The sequence below is a fragment of the Desulfoluna butyratoxydans genome (genome assembly GCF_900699765.1).
Taxonomy (GTDB): Bacteria; Desulfobacterota; Desulfobacteria; order Desulfobacterales; family Desulfolunaceae; genus Desulfoluna; species Desulfoluna butyratoxydans.
Genome location: NZ_CAADHO010000002.1, coordinates 385841 through 407616 on the forward strand (window position 1 = coordinate 385841; position 21776 = coordinate 407616).

Here is a 21776-nt window from a genome sequence, read left to right on the forward strand (position 1 = left end):
CCCGGGCCTATGGCAGCAGGCGGACCGGGACGATGGCGTCCCGATAGAGCCCCTCGGTGTCGCGGTTGATGCGGATGAGCCCGTGGGCATGGACCATGGTGTGGATCAAGCCGGATTTGCCGGGCAGGGGCTCGGCCCGGTAGCCGTCGCCCTCGGCGACAAGGCGGGTGCGGACGAAATCGGTGCGTCCCTGGGCCGAGGCGATGTTGCGGGTCAGGCGGGCCGGTACCACAGGCCGCGCTGTAAAAGGCGCACCGGTCGCTGCCAGCAAAAAGGGGCGCACCACCACCTCAAAAACCACCATGGCCGAGGCCACGTGGCCGGGCAGGCCCCACACCGGCTTGTCGCCGATACGGGCCAGGATCGTGGGCTTTCCCGGGCTGATGGCGATGCCGTGGACCAGGACCCGGCTTTCGGGGGCCCTTTCCATGGCCGACAGGGTGCGGTCCCGCATGCCCACGGAGCTGCCCCCGGAGATGAGGACCATGTCGCAGGAGGCCAGGGCCTTTTCAAGGAGGGGCTCCAGCTCCCCTTCGCCGTCGCCGGCGATGCCGAAGGAGAGGGGATCGCCCCCGGCCTCGGTGACCATGGCCGAAAGGGTGTGGGTGTTGATGTCCCGGATCTGCCCCCGGACAGGGGTTTGCCCCACGGGAATCACCTCGTCTCCGGTGGAGACGATGCCCACCCGGGGCTTTTTCCTAACGGCCACCGTGGTGCAGCCCGCAGCGGCCAGCAGGCCGGCCTCCGCCGGCCCAATCAGGGTGCCCGGGACCAGAATCCCGCGTCCCCTTTCAAAGTCTTCGCCCCGGGTAATCACGTGATGCCCGGGGGCCACGCTCCGGTAGACCTCGATGGTGGCCTCGTCCACCCGGTCGGTATGCTCCACCATCACCACGGCATCGGCCCCGTCGGGAAGCATGCCTCCCGTGGAGATGGCCGCCGCCTCCCCCTGACCCAGGACGAAACCGGGCTCTTCGCCCATAGCCACGGTACCTGCCAGGCGAAGCCAGGCCGGAGAGCCGTCGGACGCGCCAAAGGTATCGGCCCCCTTGACGGCGTACCCGTCCATGGTGGCCCGGTCAAAGCCGGGGATGTCCACATCCGATGCAATCTCCCCGGCAAGGGTGCGGCCCAGGGCGGCCTCAAGGGGAATCTCTTCGGCGCCTGTCACGGGAAAACTCCCGACGCGGGCGATCACATCATCCAAATCTGAAACGTTGAAAAATCCTGTCATGAAGCGGTGATTCCATGGTTGTGTGGGGTGGGCGATGGGGGTGCGTGCCCGGCATGCCCGGGCGGCCTCTCCTGCGGCAGGGCATGAGTGACGCGGACATCGTTTCCCTACGTGATACCATACCCCTTAGCGGAGTTCAAATCAGAGATTTGTAACAGAGCAAAAGGCCTTGCTATGGTTGGAAAAATTGGGTATGGGATGGCCTTGGCACCGATAAATCCCCCTTACCCCAACCCTTATGGAGGGTGTTTGTGAAACGGACTTTTTTCCTCTTGTGTCTCCTGCTCATCCCCGTCTCCGCCTTTTCGGAGACAGAAACGGGCCCGGCTCCTGATGCCGCAACCCTTATTCAACGCGTGGCCAGCCGCCTGGGCGCCGAGGGCTTCTCCGCCCGATTTTTCCAGGAATCGCCCTTGAAGGCCATCGGCATCGTGGAGACCGCCGAAGGAAAGGTGTGGTTCCGCAAGCCCAACCGGGTGCGCTGGGAGTACGAAACACCGGACCGCCTCCACTACGTCACCGACGGCAAGACCCTCTGGGTCCACAGCCTCGACGATGCCCAGGTGTGGACCGGTTCGGCCGAGGCCTTCTTCGGCCAGAACGGCGGCGCCCGTTTCCTGGCCGATGTGGAAACCGTCACCGAGCGCTTCACCCCCGCCCCCCCCACCCGGGAACAGGAAAACTTCCGCCTCGAACTGACCCCCAAGCAGGAGAGCGACCCCCTGGGCCGTGTGGTGCTCTTCATCCATGCCGGCACCTACGATATCACCCGGGTGGTCTCCACCACGAAGACAGGGGAGGAGACCACCCTCACCTTCAGCCACCTTGTGCGAACCCTGCCGGAGCTGTCCCGGTTCACCTTTGAAATCCCCGAAGGGGCCGTGGTTTCGCCCCTGGAGTAATTCAGCCTCACGTGTCACGGCCCCGGCCGTTCAAGGACCTACAGCAAGGAGTACCCCAAGCAATGGAAGCAACCAAACAACACATCCGAGCCCTGCTCAAAGAGAAAAACGCCATCCTTCTGGCCCACAACTACGTGCTGCCGGAGGTCCAGGATGTGGCGGATCTCTGCGGCGACTCCCTGGAACTCAGCATCAAGGCGGCCGCCACCGACGCCGAGGTCATCGTCTTCTGCGGGGTTCACTTCATGGCAGAGACCGCCTCGATCCTCTCCCCGGAGAAAACCGTGCTCCTGCCCGTGAAAGAAGCGGGATGCCCCATGGCCGACATGGTCACCCCCGAGGCCCTGGCTGCCCGCAAGGCCGAACTCCCCGGCGTGCCCGTGGTCACCTACGTCAACTCCTCGGCGGCGGTGAAGGCCATCTCCGACGTCTGCTGCACCAGCGCCAACGTGGTCAAGGTGGTGGCAAGCTTAAAGGAGAAAGAGGTCCTCATGACCCCGGACCGCAACCTGGCCCAGTACGCAGCCTCCCAGACCGACAAGACCGTCCACCTCTGGGAAGGGTACTGCCCCTTCCACAACACCTTAACGGCCAAGACCGCCCTGGCCGTCAAGGCCAAGCACCCCGACGCCGTCTTTATGGCCCACCCCGAGTGCCCCCCGGAGGTTCTCGAAGTGGCCGACGTGGTGACCTCCACCTCGGGCATGCTCACCTATGCCAGGCAGTCCCCCGCCACCACCTTCATCGTGGGCACCGAGGTGGGCATCCTCTATCCCCTGTCCCGGCAGAACCCTGAGAAGACCTTTATCCCGGCCTCCCTGGAGATGACCTGCGCCGACATGAAACGCATCCGCTTAAACGACATCGTCACCTGCCTTGAGACCCTCTCAGGAGAGGTGAAGGTGCCGGAGGAGGTCCGCGTCCCGGCCCTCTCCGCCGTGGAGAAGATGATCGCCATGAAGTAGCCCCCATGGGCCGGAAGGGCCTTCCCTTCCGGCCACCGGCCTGGCAGAGCCCCGGCCAAAGTCATTCGTCTACAAAGCATTATCCCGCCCCGTAAATACCCACCCAAACCCGTACCCAACAGCCATCATCCCCTTTTGACAAGAAAATGAAAAAGGTTGATCATCGCCAGGGGATATGATTTCTCTTACACAGCATACAAAATAATTTGGGTGGGGATAGGGCCCCACGAACACAAAGGAGAGAGAAGACCAATGGCATTGTTTACGGTGGACCAGGCGTTGTGTAACGGAGACGGCATCTGCGCGGCAGAGTGCCCCATGATGATCATCCAGATGAAGGAGGGCACCCCCACCCCGGCCAAAGGGGCGGAGAAGATGTGCATCAACTGCGGCCACTGCGTGGCGGTCTGCCCCAAAGGGGCCCTCTCCCTTGCCACCTTGTCCCCTGAGGGCTGCCTTGCCGTGGAAAAGGACTTAAGCGCCTCCCCGGCCCAGGCCGAGCAGTTCCTGAGGAGCCGCCGCTCCATCCGCAACTACAAAAAGACCCCGGTGGACAAGGCCCTCATCGAAGACGCCATCCGTGTGGCAAGCCACGCCCCGTCCGGCCACAACTTCCAGCCCGTGCGCTGGCAGGTGATCTACGACACCGACAAGGTCAAGGAGCTCTGCGGCCACGTCATCGACTGGATGAAGTGGATGATCAAAGAGCAGCCCGACACCGCCAAAAAACTCCACCTGGACCTCGTGGTGGCCGGCTGGGACTTCGGCATGGACACCATCAACCGAAACGCCCCCCACCTCATCCTCGTCAACGCCGACAAGCGCAACCCCACGGGCCAGGCCGCCTGCACCATCGCCATGAGCTACTTAGAGCTCATGCTCCCCTCCCTGGGCCTGGGGGGCTGCTGGAACGGGTTCTTCAACGCCGCGGCCATCTTCTGGCCCCCCTTGCAGAAGGCCCTGAACTTAGGTGAGACCACCGGCAACTACGGCGCCATGATGGTGGGCCACCCGAAATTTGCCTACCACCGCATGCCCCCCCGCAACACCCCGGAGGTGGCCTGGGTGTAACCCGGCAACACCGGCTTCCACGCTCAGGTTAGCCGGATAAAAACGCCTCCGACAGCCAGGGGATGATCCCCTGGACCCCAGGAGGCCCCCCCCTCACCCTCGTACCTCGGGGTGAGGGGGGGGGCAAAAGCGATGAAACGTCTGCCCCCCGGCAGGGCCGTCGGAGTTTTTTGGGGGCTGAACAATGTAAGGAAAAGACCATGCATGAACTGCCGGTGATGAACAGCATTTTAAGGGTGGTGATGAAACACGCGGCCCTGAACCGGGTCACCAAGGTGGCGGCCATCGAGCTCAAGGTGGGAAAGCTCAGCGACCTGGAAGAAAAGTGGATGCAGCACTACTTCGACTTTCTCACCAAGGGCACCCTGGCCGAAGGGGCCAAACTGGAGATCGAGTGGGGGGACGTGGTGATGCGCTGCAGCGGATGCGCCCGGGAGTTTTCCACGGAGCCCGCCCACGATACCTTCGGCGTCTGCCCCCACTGCGGCAACAAGGGAGGCGAGATCCTCTCGGGCAAAGAGTATTATGTCAAAAACATGGTGGCCCAGTAAGGACGCCAGAAAAAAAGACACAAAGGATGAAACCATGGGCGACAACGTCAGGCTCATCGAAGTCAAAGAGAACGTACTGGACGACAACGACAAGGTGGCCAAAGAGCTCAGGGCCCGCCTGAAACAGGAAAAGACCTTTCTGGTAAACCTCATGGCCTCCCCCGGGGCGGGAAAGACCAGCACGGTGATCCAGACCGTCCGCCGCCTGGGCGAAACACTCTCCATCGGCGTGCTGGAGGCGGACATCGACTCCATGGTGGACGCGGAAAAGGTGGCCGAGACCGGTGTCACCGCCGTGCAGATGCGCACCGGCGGCTTCTGCCACCTGGACGCCACCATGGTTACAGACGGCCTCTCGGCCATCGGCTCGGAAAACTTCGACCTCATCATCCTGGAGAACGTGGGCAACCTCGTCTGCCCGGCGGAGTTTGACACGGGCTCTGCCGTCAACGTCATGGTCCTGTCGGTGCCCGAAGGGGACGACAAGCCCCTGAAGTACCCCCTGATGTTCTCGGTGTGCGATGTGGTCCTCATCAACAAAATCGACACCTGCGAGCTCTTCGACTTCGACCGCAAGCGCTTTGAAGAAGGGGTGCGCAAGGTCAACCCGAACTGCACCCTGTTTGACATCTCCTGCCGCACCGGCGAAGGCCTCGACGCCTGGACGGACTGGCTCAAGGAACAGGTCAAAACCCACAACAACTGACCCGGCAAAGCCCTTCCCCTCCCTCAGTTGTCGCTGGGGGGGGAAGGGCCAACGCATTTAAAAATCAAGTTGCCTCCGGCGGGTCGCTTTTTGAAAAAAGCTCCGCAAAAACGTTCCGGTAATCAAAAAAGAAGAGGGGCTATGCCCTGTAGGGACGAATCCTCAATAAACAAAACCTGTTTGTCAAACTTTTCAAACGGTTTGCCCCCGGCAGGGCCGCCGGAGGCAAAACTCTAAATGCGTTGACGCTGGCGGGAGGGTGAATCGGGCTTGCATTTTTTTTTCGCATGATATAACAATGTTCACAGTTGATACTATCGATCCGAATGGACGCAACCGTTCCATCACCCCCCCAGACCGACCATCGATAGACGAACGGACATCCCGGAGAGCCCATGATCCCGACCCTGTGCCGGCCCACTGCCGCCCCCCCACCTACCCGCTCCACCTCGGCTGCGTTGCGCCTTGCCCTGGGTGGCTACGGGCCTGGGTGCGGGCCCGTCGATGCCATGGTCCCGCTCTCCATCATCAACCACGGATCCAGTCCCTCCTGTGACAACCGCACTGAGCGCTGCCCCTTCCCCGCCGTCCCCGGTGACCGTTACGCAGCCTCCCTCTGTTTTCAAGGGGCCCCCACCTGGTATATGCCCCGACCCGTCAATTTAAGATCCGGAGCAGCAGCAGCACACTGAGACCTGGGAGGGGGCGAAGGCGCGCGCCCCCTCCCGGACACCTCAGCCATCCCATTGTCATTCCAAACGAAACGGTGTAGGAAAGAGACACCCTGCCGCGGTTTCCGGTGGCCCCGGAACCCGTTGGAGGGCATCGTCGGATCCATGGGCCTTACCCCATGAAAGGCGAGGCCAATGGGGATAAACGGCCGCCGCTGCGGTGGTCTGCCCCCCTCTTTTCCGATACGTCAGGAACACCACAACGTGAAACAAGGGAGTCGACCATGGAAGCCATCAGAAAATCAGCGCGAGAAAAGATGAAGGGATACTGCAAGGTCTGCCCGGTGTGCAACGGCAAGGCCTGTGCCGGGGAAGTACCGGGCATGGGCGGGCTGGGCACGGGCTCGGCCTTCCACGCCAACCTCGAAGCCCTGGACTCGGTACGGTTCAACATGAAACTCGTCCACGGCGTCAAGGCCCCCATTACCCATACCGAATTTTTGGGACTCTCCCTGTCCATGCCCCTTCTGGCCGCGCCCATCGGCGGGGTCTCCTTTAACATGGGCGGAGGCGACGTCACCGAAGGGGCTTACATCGACGCCATCGTGGCAGGGTGCAAGGCCAAGGGGCTCATCGGCTGCACCGGTGACGGGGTGCCGGAGATCATCCACGCCTCGGGCAACGCCGCCATCGAAAAGGCCGGGGGCCACGGCATCCCCTTTATCAAGCCCTGGGAAGAAAAAGAGTTCTTCGACAAGCTGGAAAAGGCTGAAGCCACCGGCGCCACCGTCTTTGGCGTGGACATCGACGCTGCCGGCCTGGTCACCCTGGCCAAGATGGGCCGCCCGGTCTCCCCCATGACCGTGGCCGACCTGGAACAGGTGATGAAGGCCACCTCCATGAAGTTCATCCTCAAAGGGGTGATGACCGTCCATGACGCCCTCTGCGCCAAAGAGGCCGGGGCCGAGGCCATCGTGGTCTCCAACCACGGCGGCCGGGTGCTGGACTCCACCCCGGGCACCGCCGAGGTTCTTCCGGAAATCGCCGAGGCCGTGGGCTCGGAGATGACCGTCCTGGTGGACGGGGGTATCCGAAGCGGCGGCGACATCCTGAAGATGCTGGCCCTGGGTGCCCACGGGGTGATGATCGGCCGCCCCTTCTCCGTCGCCGCCGTGGGCGGGCTCCAGCAAGGGGTGGAAACCTACATCGACACCCTGCGGACCCAGCTCCTCCAGGCCATGGTCCTCACCGGCACCGACGACGTCAACCGGGTGGAATCGGGGATTCTCCGGTAAAAATCGCAAAAAACGCCTCCGGCGGCCCTGCCGGAGGCTAAACTTTTAAAAAGTTTAACGAACAGGTCATAAAAAAAAGGTACATGAATGCCGTTTTAAATGCAGATGTGATTTGCCCCGAGAAACGAGGGACAAATTACATCTGCTATCTGCTTTCAAGGTGGCACACCTTACCGCCGGAGGCTGTTTTTTTTTAAGAGCGTGACAAAAAGTTATGACATTCAAATTTACCGGGCCTTCCGCCCATCGAGACGACTACCGGCGCGTCCTTGACGTCAGCCTGCCCCTGGTGGCGGGCATGGCCTCCACCACGGTGATGGAGTTCACCGACCGGATCTTTGTGGGAAACCACTCCGTGGCCGAGGTGGCAGCCGCCACCCCGGCAGGCATCGCCTATTTTCTCCCCCTCTCCCTTTTTCTGGGCACCGTGGGCTACGTGAGCGTCTTTATCTCCCAGTACCGGGGGGCCGGAATGGAGGGACGCATCGGAAGCTGCCTCTGGCAGGGACTCTGGCTCAGCCTCCTGGCAGCCGTTGTGATGCTCGGCTACTCTTTTTGCGCCCGGCCCCTCTTCGACCTGGCGGGCCACGGGGAGACCATCGCCGCCTATGAGCGCATCTACTTCCGCACCCTCTGCCTGGGGGCTTTTTTCAGCCTGGCAAGCTCGGCCCTCTCCGGCTACTTCTCCGGCATGGGGCGCACCCGCCCCGTCATGGTGGTGAACATCATCGGCATGGTGGTGAACATTCCCCTGGATTATGCCCTGATCAACGGCATCGGTCCCTTTCCGGAACTTGGCATCTTCGGGGCGGGCCTTGCCACGGTGAGCGCCTCGGCCCTCATCTTCATTCTCTTTGCGGGGCTTGTCCTGGCCCGGGAAGGGGGCCAGGGCCTGGGCCTCACCCGCTGGGTGCCCGTGCCCTCCCTCATGAAAAAAGTCCTCCACTACGGCCTTCCCGGAGGACTTCACCTCTTTCTGGATATCTTTGCCTTTACCTTCTTTGTCTTTCTGGTGGGCCGCCTGGGGGAGACAGCCCTTGCCGCCACCAACATCGCCTTGTCCATCAACTCCCTGGCCTTCATGCCCCTCTACGCCTTTTCAAGCGGCACCAGCGTCCTGGTGGGCAACCACCTCGGGGGCGGGGAGCTCAAGAAGGCCGAGTCCGTCACCTTTGCCTCCCTGCACCTGGCCCTGGTCTATGTGCTGCCCTTGTGCGCCCTCTTTCTCTTTGCCCCCGAGCCCCTCATCAACCTGTTTGCCCCGGCCGGGGGAAGCCCCGAGGCCTTTGCCCCGGTCCGGGAGGCAGGGGTCGTCTGCCTCCGGTTCGTGGTGGTCTACCTCTTCTTTGACACCGTGGGCTTTGTGGCCTCCGGCGCCCTGTCCGGGGCCGGGGACACCCGCTACATCATGTGGGCCACCCTCATCTGCGCCTTCACCCTCATGATCCTTCCCGCAGGCACCGGCGTCCTCGCCCTGGGCCTTGGCCTCACCTTTGCCTGGTGCTGCCCCACCGTCTACATTGCCGGCCTCTGCCTGGCCACCGTGGCCCGCTACATCAACGGCCCCTGGCGCTCCATGCGGCTGGTGGAAACAGACACGCCTCCGGCCACCAAGGTCTGAATGCGTCATGCCTCGGCATGTCGCATTCGATGACGGGGTGCGCCCGTAAAATAGAGGCATCACACCCCGCGCGAATGCCACGGAAGGGTTTCAAGGTGCCCCCACCTTGCCGCCGGAGGCCTGCTTTTTACATTCCTTTCCAGTCAATCCGATAGAGGGTTCCGGCGTGATCATCGGAGACAAGGAGGCTGCCGTCCTCCATCACCTCAAGGTCCACGGGGCGGCCGAATACCTCATCGCCCCGGTGCCAGCCTGAGGCAAAGGATTCATAAGAGACGGGGGTATTCCCGGAAAGGCGGACAAGGGAGATGCGGTACCCGATCTTTTCCGAGCGGTTCCAGGAGCCGTGCTCACAGATGAAGACCTGGTTGCGGTATTCCGGGGGAAAGCGTGTGCCGGTGTAGAAGCGCATCCCCAGGGAGGCCACATGGGGCCCCAGGGGCTGGGCGGGCGGGGTGGGAAAAAGCCCTTCGGGCACCGTGTTAAAGCCCGGGTCCGAAAGGTCGGTGCCGTGGCGGTAGGGAAAGCCGAAGTGAAGGCCGGGCTGCGGGGCATGGTTCAATTCGTCCGGCGGCAGGTCGTCGCCCAGATGGTCCCGGCCGTTGTCGGTGAACCAGAGCTGACCGGTGCCGGGATGCCAGTCCAGGCCCACGGAGTTGCGCACCCCGCGGGCAAACACCCCTACTTTTCCCGTGGCAACATCTAAGGTGGTGATGGTTCCGAACAGGGTGCCTGAGGTGTCGCACACGTTGCAGGGAGCTCCCACGGGCACGTAGAGCAACCCGTCCGGGCCAAAGCGGATCACTTTGAGGCCGTGCCACCGCCTGTCCGCATAGCGGGCCACCACCTCAGGTTTCGGCGGTGCATCAAGACGATCCAGGATCCTGGGGTAGCGCAGGATGCGGTGAATCTCTCCCACAAAAAGGTCCCCGTCCCGAAAGGCTACCCCGTTGGGCCGGTTGAGGCCGGAGAGAAGCACCCGCACAGACTCAGCCTGTCCGTCTCCGTCGTCATCCCGCACCAGGTAGACCCGGTCCCTCCGGGTTCCCACAAACCAGACCCCGGCAGGCCCCCGGGCCAGGGCCCTGGCATGGGGGACCTGGTCGGTGAACACCGAGATGTGAAACCCTTCCGGCAGGTCCATGGCAGGTGCCGCGCCCCCGGGTGACGAAAGCCCGAGCAGGGCAACGATCACAATCCCTGCCCACCGCTTACGCGGAGAGCACGGAAAACCCAGCCTCCTTCCACCCCTCCACCCCGCCTTTAAGCGCTTTGGCATTGGGAAACCCTCCGGCAATCAATGTGGCCGCAAGACCTGCGGCGCTGTGTTCATCGGGTCAATTGCAATAAAAGACCACTTCAGTGGCCCTGGGCATCATGGGCAGGCGCCTCTGGAACCGTTCCAGGGATATGGCCCCGTCCAGGTGCATCTGCCTGAACCTCTCCTCCGCCTCATAGGCACAAACCAGCCAGGCCGCCTTGCGGGCCAGCTTGCCCTGCATCTCCCAAGGGGTCACGCGGGGTATGTCCATCATGGTCCACCTTTTTGTCATCCATAGAAGGGGTTGAAGAACGCGGGTGCCCTGACAGTGCACCCGATGAAAAACCCCAAAACGGCTTTGGGACTCTACGCCGGACCGGCGGGAGGGGACGGGAAAAAATCGCGGGACGAAAAAGGGGAGACCTCATGGAAAGGGGTTGAATTCTATTTTACCATACCCCTTGTAAAACTCAACGATCCAGAGACGTTGAAAGCCCTTGCCCTCCGCAGCTTTCGGCAGCCACATAGATCATTTCTATAAATCGATACGAAAACATCTATTCAAACAATTTGACATCTTCTCCCGGTTTCGACTTTCCTTCACCCCACCGAATACCCCCAACAATGACCAGTCACAGCCCGGGAGGCTCCCATGCACCGAAAAAAACGCGTGATGGTGGTGTGCCACTGCATCCTCAACGCCAACGCCAAAATCCACCCCCTGGCACGAACCGCAGGGATCTACCAGGAGGTCATCGCCCCCTGCCTTGAAAAGGGCGTAGGGCTTGTGCAGCTCCCCTGCCCCGAGCTCTCCTACCTCGGCATGAAGCGCTGGGGCATGACCAAGGAGCAGTACGACGTCCCGGCCTTCAGGGCCCACTGCCGCACCCTCCTGACACCGGTGGTGGACCAGCTGAAACTCCTTGCCGACGACGGCTGCACCATCGAAGGGGTGGTGGGCATGGACGGGAGCCCCAACTGCGGGGTGCGGAAAACCTGCACCGGATACACAGGGGGCGAGATCGCAGGGAGCACCACCCTGCCCGACCAGATGGCCAACCTCGCCATGGTCAAGGGCATGGGGATCTTCTTTGAAGAGCTCTCCGCCCTGATGCAGGAAAACGGCCTCTGCGCCCCCTTTGACGCCGTGGATGAAAGCTGAAAAAAACGCGCCTCCGGCGGGTCGCTTTTTTGAAAAAACGTTCCCTACAGACCACGCTGTCGAAACGGTTTCTGCAGAGCCCTCTAAAACCGATTTTAAAACCTGTTTATCAAACGTTCCAAAAGTTTGCCCCCCGGCAGGGCCGCCGGAGGCATCAAAAAGGAGAAACCCATGAAACGAATCATATCTGCGCTTTTGGCGTCACTTTTTATCAGCGGCGTTGCCCTGGCATCCGACGAATCTTTGGAAAAGGTCCGGTCCCAAAAGGAAGTGGTGGTGGGCTTTTGCGCCCAGTACCCGCCCTTTGAGTCCAAAAACCTTGAAACCGGGGCTTTTGAAGGGTTTGACGTGGACCTGGCCAGGGCCCTGGCCAAGGAGATGGGGGTGTCGGTGCGCTTTGTGGACGCTGAGTGGCAGGGGCTCCTGGGCGGCCTGGGCAAGGGGGATTTTGACATGCTCCTCACCTGCATGTCCAAGTCCGAGGCCCGACACGCCAACGCCAACTTCAGCAACGTCTATTACCGCCTGGCAGACGTCATCGTGGTCAGCACCAAAAACACCGACATCAAAGGCCTTGCCGACCTCTCGGACAAAACCGTGGGGGTCCAGGTGGGCTCCGGCAGCGAGCAGCTGGCCGACGGCATGAAAGAGCGGTTCAAGAGCCTCAAGCGATACAACTACAACCCCGAGGCCTTTGCCGACTTAAAGTTCGGCCGCATCGACGCGGTGCTGGTGGGCATCACCTACGCCCTGCGCCAGAACAAGGTGGACTCGTCCTTTAAGGTGGTGGGCGCGCCCCTGGCCGAGGCCGAAATCGTGGCCGTGATGAAAAAAGGCGCCGATACCCTCACCGGTGAGGTCAACGCAGCCCTCGGCCGCCTGAAAGCAAGCGGCGAATACGCCGCCATCCATGACCGCTGGCTGGCCATGTAATCAAAAGCATGCCTTCTATGGTTAAAGTGGGTAAGAAAAGCCTGCCTCCGGCGGCGAGGTGAGCCACCTCGAAAGCTTATTGCCATTGCGCTTTGTCCCTCGTTCCTCGGGCCAAAGCGCAATGGCCTTCGGATCGGGCTTCACCCGACAGAAACGCTGAGGGTTTGTGCGGGCTGATTCACACGCCTTGAAGTCACAGGATACGATGTTGCCACGTGTCCATTATCGCAATCGTTACAGGAGTCACATACAATGGAAGGCTTTCAATTTGACGTGCTGCAGCGGGGCTGGCCCCTTCTCATGGACGGGCTCAAGGTAACCCTGGGCCTTTCGGCAGCCGCCTTTGCCCTGGCCCTGGTCCTGGGCATCGGGGTGGGGGTCCTCCGCTCGGAGAGCTCCTGGTTCCGAAGGCTCCTCTCCCCGTATGTGGAGGTGTTTCGGGGCACGCCCCTTCTCATCCAGCTCTTTTTTATCTACTACGGCCTGCCATCCGTCGGCATCACCCTGTCCAGCACTGCGGCAGGGGTCCTGGGCCTGGGCCTCAACGGCGGGGCCTACATCTCCGAGATCATCCGGGGCGCCCTTTTTTCCGTGCCTTGCGGCCAGAAGGAGGCGGCCACGGCTTTGGGCCTCTCCCGCCTTCAGGCCCTGGGCTACGTGGTGATGCCCCAGGCCCTCCGAACAGCCACCCCACCTCTGGTGAATGCCTTCTCAGCCACCCTCAAGGAGTCCTCCCTGGTTTCGGTGCTGGCCATCACCGAGCTCACCCGGGCCAGCCAGCTCATCTACACCCGCACCTTCCGGGCCTTTGAGGTCTACCTTGCCGTGGGCCTCCTCTACTTTGCCCTCATCTACGCGGTCTCCCGACTCTCCAGGCGCCTGGAACAACAAAAGGCGTTTTCCCCCGCAGCCTGATGCGGGAAGAGAAACGCCTTTTCTTTGAAGGACAAGACAACGCCTCCGGCGGCAAGGGGCTACAGCCCCAGAGTCGCACATGCTCGGCACAAGGCAGGAGACAGCTTAACCCCCTTGCCACCCTGCTCTTTAGCCCTTTGCCTTTCCCCTTTTGCCCTTTCTCCCTTTTACCCCCTCACCTTCCTGATCTTTTCAATGCTCGCATCCGGCCCCAAGAGCACCATCATGTCGCTCTCCTTGAGGACAAAATCCGCGGTGGGGATCATGTGCATCTTCTCCGGCACGAACTCCTTGATGGCCACCACCTGGACCCCGAAGCGGTTGATGAGGTTGAGCTCTTTGAGGCTTTTTCCGATAAAGGGGCCGGGCACGGCCATCTGCACGATGCCGTGGCCCTCGATGAAGGGGAGGTAGTCCAGCATGTCCGGGGTGTGGAGTTTTTCGGCCATGGAGATGGCCAGGTCCTTTTCCGGGAAAAAGACTTCCCCCACCCCGATCTTATGGAGAATCCGGGTATGGGGCTCGCTGATGGACTTGGCCATGAGGTTGGTGATCCCGAGTTCCTGAAGGTTCAGCACCGTCAGGATGGAGTTGCTCAGGATCGAGCCGATGCAGACCACCACCCGGTCCATTTCGGTAAGGCCCAGGCCGGCGATGGCCTCCGGGTCCGTGGTGTCGGCCACCAGGGCCCGGCTCACGTGGCCCTTGATCTTCTGGATCAGGCCCGCGTCCGCGTCGATGGCCAGGACTTCATGGCCCTTCTCATAGAGGTGGCAGGCAAGGTACCATCCGTAGCTTCCAATGCCGATGACCGCAAACTGTTTCATCCTTATATTCGTCTCCCTTGGTTGATCCATGCCGCTCAAAGGCGGCCCCTTTTCGCTTATACCCTTCCTGGGTTCCTTTTTCCAGCACAGGCCCCCTGGGGCCCCGCACCGATGCCGTTTCTGTGTTCCTTTTCCGGACCTTAGTTATAAAAGCAATTTCCATGCCGCCAAACAAAATACTCGCCTCTCGTATCACGCTGATTTAACAACGGAGACACAGGGATCATAAGAAATTGCCTTGACAAAAATGCGCCATTTCTCATAGTATTGAATGGGTATTCATTCATAATCAACCGGGGAGTCGGATTTCCCCCAAATTCCCAGGCGTATCAACTGGAACCATATGAAATCAGACAAATATCATCTTATCATAGAAGCTGCCATCACCGTCTTTGCCAAGCAGGGCTACTACCAGACCACCGTGGCTCAGATCGCTCGGGAAGCCGGTGTTGCCGACGGCACCATCTACCTCTACTTCAAGAACAAGGAGGACATCCTCCTCCAGATCTTCTCGTTTCGAGCCAAGCAGATTTTCGACCAGTTTTACGATGCCGTGGCCCATTGCGATCATTCCGAAGAGAAGCTCCGGAGCCTCATCCGGAACCAGCTCACCGCCTTCCAGGCCGACAAGGGGCTGGCCGTGGTCTTCCAGGCCGAATCCCGCCAGGTAAGAAAATCAGACGCCCTCACCGAACAGATCAACCAGATCTCCAAGCAGTACCGCAACCTGGTGGGAGAGATCGTGGAGAAGGGACAGGAGGAGGGGTGCATGCGCAAAGACCTCTACCTCGGCCTGGTCAAGCGCTTCATCCTGGGGGCCGTGGAAGAGGTCATCAACACCTGGGTCCTGGCCGGCGGCCGTTACGATCTGGCCTCCATGGCCGATCCCCTGGTGGACCTGTACATGCGGGGCATCGGCAACCCCGAGTCGTAACCGACACGTGAAAGAGAACGGCGGGGCCATCTTGGCCGCGCCTTTAACAACATTAGGTTCTAAGGAGAGAAGGAAACATGGCTCAAGTCATTTCAGAGCGCAGGGACGTGGAGTTTGTCCTGCATGAACAGTTCGAGGTGGGCAACTTAAGCAAAAACGACAGGTTTGCCGAGTTCAACAAAAAAACCGTGGACATGATTGTCAACGAAGCGCGCAACCTGGCCGTCAAAGAGCTTCTCCCCATCAACAAGGACGGGGATGAGCAGGGGTGCACCTTCGACGCCGGCAAGGTCATCGTGCCCGACTCCTTCAAGCGCGTCTACGACCTCTTCAACGAAGGGGAGTGGCTGGCCATGACCGAAGACCCCAAGTGGGGGGGCCAGGGCATGCCCCACGTGGTGGGCCAGGCAGCCGCCGAGTACTTCAACGGGGCCAACTACCCCTTCATGATGTACGGCAACCTCACCCACGGCGCCGGCAAGCTCGTGGAGTCCTTCGGCACCGACGAGCAGAAGGCCACCTACCTGAAAAAGCTCTACACCGGTGAGTGGGGCGGCACCATGCTCCTCACCGAGCCCTGCGCAGGCTCCGACGTAGGGGCCCTGGAGACCGTGGCCAAGAAGAACGACGACGGCACCTACTCCATCAGCGGCTCCAAGATCTTCATCTCCGGCGGCGAGCATGAGATGGTGGACAACATCATCCACCCGGTCCTGGCCCGCATCGAAGGGGCGCCCGCCGGTACCCGCGGCATCAGCCTCTTCCTCGTGCCCAAGTACCTCGTCAACGAAGACGGAAGCCTGGGCGCCTTCAACGACGTGGTCTGCACCGGCATCGAGCACAAGATGGGCATCCACGGCAACTGCACCTGCTCCCTCACCCTGGGCGGCAAGGGCCAGTGCGTGGGCACCCTCATCGGCGAAGAGAACAAGGGCATGGCCCACATGTTCCTCATGATGAACGAGGCGCGCCTCCACGTGGGCATGCAGGGCTTTGCCTGCGCCACCGCCGCCTACATGTACGCCCTGGACTACGCCAAGCAGAGGGTCCAGGGAGCCAACCTCACCAAGCCCAAGGACGGCGGTGTGCCCATCATCCAGCACCCGGATGTGCGACGCCAGCTCCTCACCATGAAGGCTTACGTGGAGGCCATGCGAAGCACCATCTACTACATGGGCCTGTTGCGGGACTACACCCATGTGGCCGAAGACGAAGAGACCAAGGCCATGTACGAAGGCCTCATCGAGATCCTCACCCCGGTGGCCAAGGGCTATGTTACGGACCGCGCCTTTGAGATGTGCAGCCACGCCGTTCAGGTTTACGGCGGCTACGGCTTCATCGAAGAGTACCCCGTGGCCCAGCTCCTGCGCGACTGCCGCATCACCATGATCTACGAAGGCACCAACGGCATCCAGGCCATGGACCTGCTCGGCCGCAAGCTCGGCATGAAAAAGGGCAAGGTCTTCATGGACCTCATGGGCGAGATCGGCAAAACCGTGGCCGCGGCCAAAGAGTACGAGGTACTGGCCCCCTTTGCCGCCAAGGTGGAGGCCTCCCTCATGAAGCTCGGCGAGCTGGCCATGCACATGGGCAAAACCGCCATGAGCGAGAAGGTGCAGAGCGCCTTTGCCTACGCCCACCCCTTCCTGGAGGTGACCGGCGACGTGGTGATGGCCTGGATGCTCCTCTGGCGAGGCACCTCCGCGGCCAAGGGCCTTGAAAAGGCCAAGAAGAAGGACATCCCCTTCTACGAGGGCCAGATCAAGAGCCTCGACTTCTTCACCGGCTGCGTGCTCCCCGTCACCGAAGGCAAAATGGAGATGATCAAGGCCACCAACAGCGCCATCGTGGACATCGCCGAGGAGTCGTTCATCTGCTAACGGCACCGTAACGGCCCGGCACACGGTGCCACAGGCTGAGGCGGAGGGGGGCGGCGTTCCCGCGCCCCTCTCCGCCAACCGTTCCGAGGGAGGTAAGCATTGAAAACAACGGCATAAGCGGACCGGCATAAACATGGGCCATTCATTTTCAGGGAGGGGCACCGGGGCCATGCGTTTTTCTTGCATTTCTTCCCCTGACACACCCCGATTTCCCTTGCCGCTTGCCTCGATTTTATGCACAACCAAGGAACATTTGTCTCACTCTCCTACTTTTTGATCGAGGCATGGCAGAATGCCATAAAACCTTTGCCTTTATACAAGGAAAGGGTGTAATTATCCAATAACGCTTACGATCGAAAAGGTGAAAGCTTTTTTACTTGACGGAACCGTGTTTGTCATTTACATTTGAAGGGTTATTCATTTCAATTATGGAGTAAAATGGCACAATTACTATGTGCTGTTTGAGGATATTGTATCATTTCAACTAAGGGAGAGAGGGAAAGCTAAGTATGGAACATCTTATTTCACCTGCCCATTCAATGATTTTGGGATTTATCCCAGGATGGCTGATTTCGTTTCTCTATGTGGTTGTCGGTGTGGGAATCTTTGCTTACATCATCGCAAAACGTCTGGCCCCCCTCGTCAAGGCGGCACCTGACAACAGCCGGTTTGGTAACATTCCGGCGCGGCTTAAAAACGTTCTGGTCGTCTGGCTGGGACAGATCAAACAGCCCCGCTACATGTTCGCCGGCGTGCTCCACATCTTGATCTTCTTCGGGTTCCTGACCCTGGCGCTCCGGACCTGCTCCCTTGTGGTCATCGGGATGTTCCCGGATTTCGCCCTTCCCGGCCTGGCTCCGGATCAGCCCCTGGGCGCCGTCTACAACGTGCTCAAGGACTACGCGGCCACCACCGTCTTCTTCGCCTGTCTCGTGGCGGCCATCCGCCGCGGCGTGTTCAAGCCCGCCCGCTACGCGGTGCCCGAGAAGTACGGCCACGACCACACCGCCGAGGCGGTATTTGTCTGCTGCATCATCATGGGCCTGATGCTTACCGAGAGCCTTTTTGAAGCGGTTCTGGTGGCAGCCGGTCACGAGGCCTTCCTGGCTCCCCTGACCCTGGCCTGGTTCTTCTCCAAGGTCTTTGCCAGCGCGCCCCACGGCCTGCTGCAGTTCCTCCACGTTCTGGCTTACTACTGCCACAACACCCTGTTCTTCTTCTTCCTCTGCTTCCTGCCCCTGGGGAAACACTTCCACGTCATCACCTCGCTGTTCAACGTGCTCTTCATGCGCGTCCAGCGCGGGAACATCAAACCCGTGGTTTACGGCATCACCGCCGAGGGTCTTGACGAGCTGGAATCCTTCGGTGTCAAGAAGATCGAGGACTTTACCTGGAAACACATGCTGGACTTCTACACCTGTGCCGACTGCGGACGCTGCTCCGACCAGTGCCCGGCCAACCTGGTGGGTCGTCCCCTCTCCCCGCGCTTTATCACCATCAAGGCCAGGGACTACATGTTCAAGAACTACCCCCTGCGCGGTGAGCTGAAAAAGAGCGAGCCCCTCATCGGCTCCATTTATACCGCCGACGAAATCTGGTCCTGTACCACCTGCGGCGCCTGCGAGCAGGAGTGTCCCCTGGGCATTGAGTACATCGACAAGATCGTCGACCTGCGCCGCGGCCTGGTGGACGAAGGCGAAGTGCCCCAGACCCTCCAGAAACCCATGAAGGCCCTCGGCAAGCGAGGCAACCCCTGGGGCAAAGTGGAGAAAAAGCGTGCGGACTGGACCAAGGACAAAGAGTTCGCCGAAGAGTGCAGTGTCAAGGTCATGGACAACGGTGACACCACCGACACCCTCTACTTCGTGGACTCCATCACCAGCTACGACGACCGCATGGTCAACATCGCCAAGTGCACCTCCAAGATCCTGGACGCCGCCGAAGAAGACTTCTTCATTCTCGGCAAGCAGGAGAAGGACAGCGGCAACGAGGTGGTCCGTTTCGGTGAAGAGATGCTCTTCCAGCAGCTGAAAGAGCAGAACGTCGAAGCCATCAACGAGTCCGGGGCCAAGAAGATCATCGCCTCCGACCCCCACGCCTACAACGCCCTGAAGAACGACTACCCCGAGCTGGATCTCCCCGTGGAGCACATCTCCGAGGTCATCGTTAAAAAGGTCAAGGACGGCACCATCAAGCTCAAGGCGGTGGAAGACCCCTCCAAGGTCTACACCTATCACGATCCCTGCTATCTCGGCCGTCACAACGGCATCTACGACGATCCCCGTGACGCCATGGCCGCCATTCCGGGCCTCCAGATGGTAGAGATGGAGAAAAACCGAGACCGCTCCCTCTGCTGCAGCGGCGGCGGACTCATGCTCTTCTACGAGCCCCATGAAGAAGAGCGCATGGCCGTGCTGAGGGTCCAGATGGCCCACGAAGCCGGCGCCAACGTCATCGTCTGTGCCTGCCCCTTCTGCATGGTCAACATGGAAGACGCCATCAAGGTGGCTGGTCTTGACGATCAGCTGGAAGCCATCGAGCTCACCGAGCTCATTGAGCAGCACATGGAAAAGTAGTCAACCAAAATGGGGCCGCGCGGGCGGCCCCATGTATATTCCTGTGAATCATGTGCCTCTATCCGCCCACAGGGCGTAAGCCCTTGACGGCGCACCAGATACGAGATTGTCAAGATTCGGGTATATATTAACTTTTTGGGAGGAATAACATGGAAATCTTAGTATGTGTCAAAAGAGTTCCCGACTCGGCTGAAAACGAGATCGAAATGAACGCCGAAGGCAACGACATCGAGCGTGACGATCTGGTTTTCTCCGTAAACGAATGGGATAACTACGCTGTCGAAGAAGCCATTCAGATTGTTGACAAGGTCGGCGGCACCGTAACGGTTGTCACCGTTGGCGATGACGAGTCCGACGAAGTGCTCCGTCGTGAAATGGCCATGGGCGCTGCCAAAGGCATCCTCCTGACCGACGACGCCTTCGAGGGTTCCGATTGCAAAGGCGTGGCCACCATTCTTAAGGGCTGCGTGGACAAAGGCAACTACGACCTCATCTTCACCGGCGCCCAGGCCGACGAAGGGGCCGGCGCTGTCGGCGGCATGCTCGCCGCCATGCTCGACTACCCCTATGCGTCCCTGGTCAACAAAATTGAAACCGGTGACGGCAAGCTCACCGTCGGTCGTGAGATCGAGGGCGGCAACCAGGAGATGAACGAAATCGAAATGCCTTGCGTTCTCTCCATCCAGACCGGTATCAACGAGCCCCGCTACGTGGGTATCCGCGGTATCCGTCAGGTCTCCGGTGTTGAAATCCCCGAGTTCGGCGCTGCCGATCTGGGCGTTGACGCCGCCGCCGTTGGCGAAGCCGGTGCCAAGGTCAAGAAGGCCGACTACTTCGTTCCCGAGGCCGGTGATGGCGCTGAGATGCTTGAAGGAAGCAACGAGGAGATCATCGAAAAACTCATCGAAATCCTTAAGGCGAATGGAGGGCTGCAGTAATGGCACAGGTATTTGCATATTTGGTACACAACGATGGCGCTCTTGATGATTCTGCAATGGAACTGGTCGTGGCTGCCAAGGCCGTAGGCGATGATGTCACCGCCATCGTCACCGGCTCCGGTATCGACGCCGTGGCCGACGAAGCCGCCAAGATCTTCCCCAAAGTCATCAAAATTGACGACGCCGCCCTGGCCTACCCCAACGCCGAAGTGGTTCGCAAAGCCCTGCTCACCGTCATCCCCGCAGGGTCCATCGTCCTCTTCGCCAACAACACCTTCGCCATGGACTGCGCCCCCGGCCTTTCCATCAAGATGGATGCTGCCTACGTCTCCGACATCATCGGTCTCGAAGCCGACGGCACCACCCTCAAGACCGTACGCCAGGAGTTCGGCGGCGAAGTCAACACCCACGTGGACGTGGACGCTTCCAACGGCGCTGTCGTGGCCCTTCGCCCCGGCACCTTCGCAGCCGACGAGTCCAAGTCCGCTGGCGGCAGCGTAGAAGCTGCTGCAGCCGGCGATCTGTCCGCCAAGCGCAAGTTCATCGAAATCGTTGAGCCCGAGGCTGGCGACGTGGACATCACCAAAGCCGACCTGCTCGTCTCCATCGGCCGCGGTATCGAAGACGAGGACAACATCGAGATGGCCCACGAGCTGGCCGAAGCCCTCGGCGCAGGCGCCGAAGTTTCCTGCTCCCGTCCCATCGTCGACGCCAAGTGGCTTGAGCCCTCACGCCAGGTTGGTACCTCCGGTTGCACCGTCAAGCCCAAGGTTTACCTTGCTTGCGGCATCAGCGGTTCCTTCCAGCACCTGGGCGGCATCAAGGGTGGCTTCATGATCGCCATCAACAAGAGCGAAAACGCCCCCATCTTCCAGGTGGCGGACGTGGGTATCGTTGCCGACATCCTCGAGTTCCTCCCCGAACTCACCGAGGCCGTCAACGACCTCTAAGAGACTTGCGGGGCTTTGCTCCCGCTCTCTGACCTGAAAAGCCAAAGGGCGCATCGACCATGTCGATGCGCCCTTTTTGTGTTTGGCGGGATACCCTTTCTCCATGGGTCGCAGAGGGAGAAATGGTGTCATGCCCACTTTATGATACATACCGGCGGCCATGGTCCGTCTCAACCCGACAGCTGAGAGACATTTGCCCTGGTGCATAAATGCACCCTACGCATCACGGTTGATGCCATGTTTTCCGGTGTGTGAGCCGCGTCAGTGCATGGGCCGTTTCTCAGCCTTCGAGGTGTCTTGCTACACGCTCTTGTCTATTCCACACGGGCGCAGCCCGTCAGCAAATGCCTAGGGCGAGGAACGAGCCCCGGAGCATTTGCGAAC

The 21776-nt window shown here is 60.6% G+C and carries 19 protein-coding genes; 15 read left to right on the top strand and 4 right to left on the bottom strand.

All coding sequences use genetic code 11. The features are described from left to right. Positions 1–7: 7 nt before the first annotated feature. A complete protein-coding gene (locus tag MSL71_RS06795) occupies positions 8–1234 on the bottom strand; it encodes a molybdopterin-binding protein (RefSeq protein ID WP_180138085.1) in 1227 nt (408 codons plus the stop codon). Positions 1235–1485: 251 nt separating this feature from the next. Between MSL71_RS06795 and MSL71_RS06800 the strand changes: the two genes are divergently transcribed. The 7 genes from MSL71_RS06800 to MSL71_RS06830 all read left to right on the top strand — a co-directional run bounded on the left by MSL71_RS06800 (position 1486) and on the right by MSL71_RS06830 (position 9016). Then, positions 1486–2136 carry a LolA family protein gene (locus MSL71_RS06800; protein ID WP_180138087.1) on the top strand — a complete coding sequence of 217 codons (651 nt, stop codon included), beginning with the start codon at positions 1486–1488 and terminating at the stop codon, positions 2134–2136. Between the two features lie 62 nt (positions 2137–2198). Further along, positions 2199–3101: a quinolinate synthase NadA gene (nadA, locus tag MSL71_RS06805; protein WP_180138089.1), complete on the top strand. Its 903-nt coding sequence runs from the start codon at positions 2199–2201 to the stop codon at positions 3099–3101. Between the two features lie 252 nt (positions 3102–3353). Continuing rightward, positions 3354–4172 carry a nitroreductase family protein gene (locus MSL71_RS06810; protein ID WP_180138091.1) on the top strand — a complete coding sequence of 273 codons (819 nt, stop codon included), beginning with the start codon at positions 3354–3356 and terminating at the stop codon, positions 4170–4172. A 200-nt stretch (positions 4173–4372) separates the two neighbouring features. Then, complete coding sequence (gene hypA / locus MSL71_RS06815) at positions 4373–4723, top strand: hydrogenase maturation nickel metallochaperone HypA (RefSeq protein WP_180138094.1); 351 nt, start codon at positions 4373–4375, stop codon at positions 4721–4723. Between the two features lie 34 nt (positions 4724–4757). Next, positions 4758–5429, top strand: a complete 672-nt coding sequence (hypB, locus tag MSL71_RS06820) for a hydrogenase nickel incorporation protein HypB (RefSeq protein WP_180138097.1) — start codon at positions 4758–4760, stop codon at positions 5427–5429. A gap of 955 nt (positions 5430–6384) precedes the next feature. Next, complete coding sequence (locus tag MSL71_RS06825; RefSeq protein ID WP_180138099.1) at positions 6385–7395, top strand: alpha-hydroxy-acid oxidizing protein; 1011 nt, start codon at positions 6385–6387, stop codon at positions 7393–7395. A 214-nt stretch (positions 7396–7609) separates the two neighbouring features. Continuing rightward, the gene (locus MSL71_RS06830) at positions 7610–9016 is read left to right on the top strand and encodes an MATE family efflux transporter (protein ID WP_180138101.1); all 1407 of its coding nucleotides are present in this window, start codon (positions 7610–7612) and stop codon (positions 9014–9016) included. 127 nt (positions 9017–9143) lie between these two features. Here the strand turns inward: MSL71_RS06830 and MSL71_RS06835 are convergent, their stop codons facing one another. Both MSL71_RS06835 and MSL71_RS06840 read right to left on the bottom strand, forming a co-directional pair. Beyond that, a complete protein-coding gene (locus MSL71_RS06835) occupies positions 9144–10211 on the bottom strand; it encodes a PQQ-dependent sugar dehydrogenase (protein WP_218950968.1) in 1068 nt (355 codons plus the stop codon). 142 nt (positions 10212–10353) lie between these two features. Then, on the bottom strand, positions 10354–10551 hold the full coding sequence (locus tag MSL71_RS06840) for a rhodanese-like domain-containing protein (protein WP_180138105.1): 198 nt from the start codon (positions 10549–10551) through the stop codon (positions 10354–10356). 378 nt (positions 10552–10929) lie between these two features. Between MSL71_RS06840 and MSL71_RS06845 the strand changes: the two genes are divergently transcribed. The 3 genes from MSL71_RS06845 to MSL71_RS06855 all read left to right on the top strand — a co-directional run bounded on the left by MSL71_RS06845 (position 10930) and on the right by MSL71_RS06855 (position 13287). Next, positions 10930–11439 (top strand): CD3072 family TudS-related putative desulfidase, encoded by a 510-nt coding sequence (locus MSL71_RS06845; protein ID WP_180138107.1) that lies wholly within the window; start codon positions 10930–10932, stop codon positions 11437–11439. 171 nt (positions 11440–11610) lie between these two features. Further along, complete coding sequence (locus tag MSL71_RS06850; protein WP_180138109.1) at positions 11611–12372, top strand: ABC transporter substrate-binding protein; 762 nt, start codon at positions 11611–11613, stop codon at positions 12370–12372. 252 nt (positions 12373–12624) lie between these two features. Then, positions 12625–13287, top strand: coding sequence for an amino acid ABC transporter permease (locus MSL71_RS06855; RefSeq protein ID WP_180138111.1), 663 nt, complete (start codon positions 12625–12627; stop codon positions 13285–13287). A gap of 167 nt (positions 13288–13454) precedes the next feature. Here MSL71_RS06855 and MSL71_RS06860 read toward each other — a convergent pair whose 3' ends face one another. Next, positions 13455–14114 (bottom strand): potassium channel family protein, encoded by a 660-nt coding sequence (locus tag MSL71_RS06860; protein WP_180138113.1) that lies wholly within the window; start codon positions 14112–14114, stop codon positions 13455–13457. Positions 14115–14457: 343 nt separating this feature from the next. Here MSL71_RS06860 and MSL71_RS06865 point away from each other — a divergent pair, with 343 nt between their 5' ends. The 5 genes from MSL71_RS06865 to MSL71_RS06885 all read left to right on the top strand — a co-directional run bounded on the left by MSL71_RS06865 (position 14458) and on the right by MSL71_RS06885 (position 21392). Continuing rightward, on the top strand, positions 14458–15048 hold the full coding sequence (locus MSL71_RS06865; RefSeq protein WP_180138115.1) for a TetR/AcrR family transcriptional regulator: 591 nt from the start codon (positions 14458–14460) through the stop codon (positions 15046–15048). A 77-nt stretch (positions 15049–15125) separates the two neighbouring features. Next, complete coding sequence (locus MSL71_RS06870; protein ID WP_180138117.1) at positions 15126–16928, top strand: acyl-CoA dehydrogenase; 1803 nt, start codon at positions 15126–15128, stop codon at positions 16926–16928. 509 nt (positions 16929–17437) lie between these two features. After that, positions 17438–19504, top strand: a complete 2067-nt coding sequence (locus MSL71_RS06875; RefSeq protein ID WP_180138119.1) for a (Fe-S)-binding protein — start codon at positions 17438–17440, stop codon at positions 19502–19504. A gap of 149 nt (positions 19505–19653) precedes the next feature. Further along, a complete protein-coding gene (locus MSL71_RS06880) occupies positions 19654–20442 on the top strand; it encodes an electron transfer flavoprotein subunit beta/FixA family protein (protein ID WP_180138121.1) in 789 nt (262 codons plus the stop codon). Beyond that, a complete protein-coding gene (locus MSL71_RS06885) occupies positions 20442–21392 on the top strand; it encodes an electron transfer flavoprotein subunit alpha/FixB family protein (protein ID WP_180138123.1) in 951 nt (316 codons plus the stop codon). Before MSL71_RS06880 ends, MSL71_RS06885 begins: the two co-directional genes overlap by 1 nt. Positions 21393–21776 lie beyond the last annotated feature (384 nt).